Below are 3,736 nucleotides of genomic sequence, written 5' to 3' on the forward strand. Positions count from 1 at the left end.
GCCCCGGTGCCGGAGCGCATGCCGGAGCTGCTGCTGGCATCTATGGTGCTGGGCGGCCGCCTGCCGATGGTCAAGGACCCGATGGGCGGCCACCGGATTCCGGCGGAGGCAGAATTCGCGATCCGCGGATTGGTCCCGCCGCATGAGCGCAGACCGGAAGGGCCGTTCGGAGACCACTACGGCTATTACTCGCTGAAGCATGACTTCCCGGTCATGCATGTGCAGCGCATGTGGCACCGCAAGGACGCCATTTATCCGGCGACCATTGTCGGTAAGCCAAGGCAGGAGGATTACTACCTTGGCGACTTCCTTCAGCGGCTGCTGTCTCCGGCTTATCCGCTCGTCATGCCGTCCGTTCGCTCCCTGTGGGCATACTCGGAATCGGGCTCGCATACGCTGGCGTCCGCCGTCGTGCGGGAGAGCTATTCGCGCGAAGCGCTGGTCTCGGCCTTCCGCATCTTGGGTGAAGGGCAGCTGTCTCTGACCAAGTTCCTGATTCTGACGAACGAGCCGGTCGATCTGTCCGATTTTCCGAAGCTGCTGGAAACGGTGCTGGAGCGGTTCGACCCGGCGGTCGATCTGTTTATTTTTAACAAAACATCGCATGATACGCTCGATTATACCGGCCAAAGAATGAATCACGGCAGCAAGGGCGTCATGATGGGCATCGGCGAAAAAGTGCGTAAGCTTCCGCGAAGCTACGAGGATGGCAATCTTCCCGGCATTCATGCGGCGCTGCCATACTGCGGCGGCTGTCTCGTCGTCTCCGGCCCGGCCTATACGGAAGATCCGGAGCTTCCGCAGCGCCTAGTCGGCGCCCTTCGCGAGAAGAAAACCGCCTGGCCGCTCGTCATTCTGGTCGACAATGCCGCCGAAACGGTGAAGACGCAGACCTCCTTCCTGTGGACGGTGTTCACCCGCTTCAACCCGGCCACCGATATTTTTGCCGAAGCTACGGTCAAAAATCATCATATCGGCTATGAGCTCCCCATCGTCATTGACGCCCGCATGAAGCCGGGATACCCGGACGAGCTGTTCCCGAGGGAGGAGATCGTAGAGCTGGTCGACCGCAACTGGAAGAATTATTTCCCTGCGGGTATAAGATAATTAATCATGCGTTTGCGTTGAACGCTTAACAGGAGGACGGATTATGCTGCGGACGATCCTGGGGGAGCCTCCCCGCGAGAATACCGGATTGCTGGCCGATGCTATGGAATCTATGACCGAAGCGGAGTCGATGCTCCGCAAAGAAATGAATGACGATGAAGACCATGACCATGAATACCGGAAGCTAGAGATTTGGATTCAAGGACTGATCTCTTCACTCGACGAGTTGGAGCAGAGCTTGTTCGCCGCTTCCTTTTTTCGCAAATCGGTAAAGGCGGGGAGCATGGATGAGATGTCCGTGAGCGAACAGGGTGACTATGCGCGGTATGTCTATTTTTACAAAAATGGCTTTATTCGCGTCTTCTCCCTGCTGGACAAGCTGGGCACGGTGCTGAACACGCTGTACGATCTGAACACCTCTAGAGTAAAAGTCCATTTTTCCTACTTTACCGTGCTGCGGCGGTTCCGCTCGTCCAAGAGGCATAGAGAGCTGTCCGGCAGGCTGGAGGAGATCAAGGATTCGTACCGCGACCCGCTGCAAAAGCTGCGTAACCGACGCAACGCCGAAATTCATTATATGAATTCCGAAATGCAGGACGATCTGTGGCAGCGGCATCAAGGTCTGCACGATAAAATCCAGCTTGAGGATCTTGACGAGCATCTGGAGGATCTGCGCCAGGGGCTGGAAATGGTATGCAAAACTCTGGCCGAAGTCTTCCGTTACAGCAATGAACAACTCGGCCGGAGTTTTCAAAATCGCAATAAAACAAACAATAACCTTTAAAAATATATGACAAATCATGTAAAATATTTTATACTAGGGCAGGCAGATTTCTGTGGGCTGGCGGTGCCGGAGTGAGCTTTGCGGGCCTCGTTCCAACGAAGGACGCCCTGTTCATCGAGAGCGGAGATTCCCCATATGCGAATCTGCTTGTTACCCGTTCGGAGGACAAGGACAAGGAAGCGATCAAGAAGCTGGCTGCCGCGCTGACCTCCCCGGAAGCCAAGAAGTTTATCGAAGACAAATACCAAGGCTCCATCATTCCGGCATTCTAATTGTCCATGATTTAAACAAAATCCCGTGCAGCCCTCTTTGGACCGTGCGGGATTTTGCCATTACCGCCTTCGAATAGTTGTAGCAATATATAAAATTTTATATAATGACCGATAGACAATATAAGATGAACTTGAAAAAATGACATAAGGGTAAGGAGTAACGAAGGGGAAGTTTGGAACTGTAGGAGCGGTAGAGATCGCCTTTGTCTCTGTAAGTCCAAACATTCCTCGAAGTTACGAACGATTCCTAAATGGGAAAATCTCAAGTTCATTTTTTATAAGGTGATTGAACAAAAAAATCCCGGCCATTTGCCTTAGCAAACAACCGGGATGGGTTTACGCAAAAATTAGAATACTTGAACGACTTCCTCAACGCCCTCAACTTCTTCGATGAGCGCGCGTTCGATTCCGGCTTTCAGCGTAATGGTGGAGCTTGGGCAGCTGCCGCAGGCACCCATCAATTTCAGTTTCACGATTCCGTCTTCAACGTCGACCAGTTCAACGTCGCCGCCGTCGCGCTGCAGAAACGGACGCAGTTTATCAAGAACTTCCAGCACTTCATCATACATGCTAGTACTTTGTGTATTCTCACTCATTTCTCAATCACTCCTTTCGTACGTATATTATAGTACAAATATTTAAAAAATAAAACGGTTAGTAATGGCCAAGGAGAACTATATGCGACCAATTATTGAATTTTGTGTCAGCAATTTGGGGCATGGCACCGAAGCGCTGAAGAATAAACTGGAACAAAATATGGATTACGATGTTGTCGAGTACACCTGCCTGGGCAACTGCAGCCAGTGCCGCTTCGAGCCGTTCGCCATGGTTAACGGTGAAGTTATCGCCGCAGATTCGGCCGAAGAGCTGGAAGCAGCCATAGAGACTAAGATCAGAGAATTGGAAGCCTGGGACCTGCTTGAGCTGGACTGACCGGATTATCCGAAATGCCGCTTGGACATCCACAGCACTCCGCTCTTTAGAATGCGGGGCACCCGGCCCATGACGGACCGACGGCCCAGCAGCCCGAAGCCTTCGCTTTTTCCCAGGGAACCGAGCGTTCCCTTCAGTTTGATTTTGCCCAGCTTCGGCGTCTCATTGCGCCACAGGGCGCGCAAAATTTGCGCAACCTGCTCGCCTTGGGCTCCCGCCGCCTGGGCGCTGGGCGCAAACGGCAGGCTGGCGCAGTCCCCAATCACATACACCTCGGGATAGTCCGGGACCTGATGATACTGGCCCAGAATCACTCTTCCGCCGTGGTCCTTCGCCAGATTGAGCTCCTGAACCACTTTGACCGGCTGAATGCCTCCGGTCCAGACCGTCACGTCGGAAGGAATAGCCTCCGAACCGTTGAAGACCGCGTCCTTCTCGATATGGGAGACCGAGACATGGCCAAGCGTCTGCACCTGATGCTCGGTGAACCATTCTTCCACATACTTAGACAGCTTCGCGGGAAAAGCGGACAGCACCCGCTCGCCCCGATCGAGAATGGTAATGTTAAGATCAGGCCGGCTTTCCCGCAGCTCGGCGGCAAGCTCGACTCCGCTGAGCCCGCCGCCGACAATGTTGACGG

Annotated in this window: 5 protein-coding genes and 1 pseudogene; 4 read left to right on the top strand and 2 right to left on the bottom strand. The window is 53.6% G+C overall.

Features of this window, described 5'->3' with window-relative positions:
* The 3 genes and pseudogenes from L691_RS0120325 to L691_RS0120335 form a co-directional block, all read left to right on the top strand.
* Nucleotides 1-1,107: UbiD family decarboxylase domain-containing protein (locus tag L691_RS0120325; RefSeq protein ID WP_025692188.1), on the top strand; the 1,107-nt coding region annotated here is incomplete at its 5' end.
* Nucleotides 1,108-1,150: 43 nt separating this feature from the next.
* Nucleotides 1,151-1,891, top strand: coding sequence for a Cthe_2314 family HEPN domain-containing protein (locus tag L691_RS0120330; RefSeq protein WP_025692189.1), 741 nt, complete (start codon nt 1,151-1,153; stop codon nt 1,889-1,891).
* Nucleotides 1,892-1,971: 80 nt separating this feature from the next.
* Nucleotides 1,972-2,163 (top strand): annotated as a pseudogene (locus L691_RS0120335) (MetQ/NlpA family ABC transporter substrate-binding protein); the annotation flags it as partial.
* 347 nt (nt 2,164-2,510) lie between these two features.
* Here L691_RS0120335 and L691_RS0120340 read toward each other — a convergent pair.
* The gene (locus L691_RS0120340) at nt 2,511-2,759 is read right to left on the bottom strand and encodes a NifU family protein (protein ID WP_025692191.1); all 249 of its coding nucleotides are present in this window, start codon (nt 2,757-2,759) and stop codon (nt 2,511-2,513) included.
* A gap of 82 nt (nt 2,760-2,841) precedes the next feature.
* Between L691_RS0120340 and L691_RS0120345 the strand changes: the two genes are divergently transcribed.
* On the top strand, nt 2,842-3,096 hold the full coding sequence (locus L691_RS0120345) for a YuzB family protein (protein ID WP_025692192.1): 255 nt from the start codon (nt 2,842-2,844) through the stop codon (nt 3,094-3,096).
* Between the two features lie 5 nt (nt 3,097-3,101).
* On the opposite strand, the gene L691_RS0120350 is transcribed toward L691_RS0120345, so the two are convergent.
* On the bottom strand, nt 3,102-3,736 hold a 635-nt coding region (locus tag L691_RS0120350; protein WP_025692193.1), incomplete at its 5' end, for an NAD(P)/FAD-dependent oxidoreductase.

This window comes from Paenibacillus zanthoxyli JH29, assembly GCF_000520715.1.
Taxonomy (GTDB): Bacteria; Bacillota; Bacilli; order Paenibacillales; family Paenibacillaceae; genus Paenibacillus_AQ; species Paenibacillus_AQ zanthoxyli.

Excerpts from the sequence above, each read along its gene's own strand:
- L691_RS0120330 (WP_025692189.1), top strand. The coding sequence starts at position 1,151 with ATGCTGCGGACGATCCTGGGGGAGCCTCCCCGCGAGAATACCGGATTG.
- L691_RS0120340 (WP_025692191.1), bottom strand. The coding sequence starts at position 2,759 with ATGAGTGAGAATACACAAAGTACTAGCATGTATGATGAAGTGCTGGAA.
- L691_RS0120345 (WP_025692192.1), top strand. The coding sequence starts at position 2,842 with ATGCGACCAATTATTGAATTTTGTGTCAGCAATTTGGGGCATGGCACC.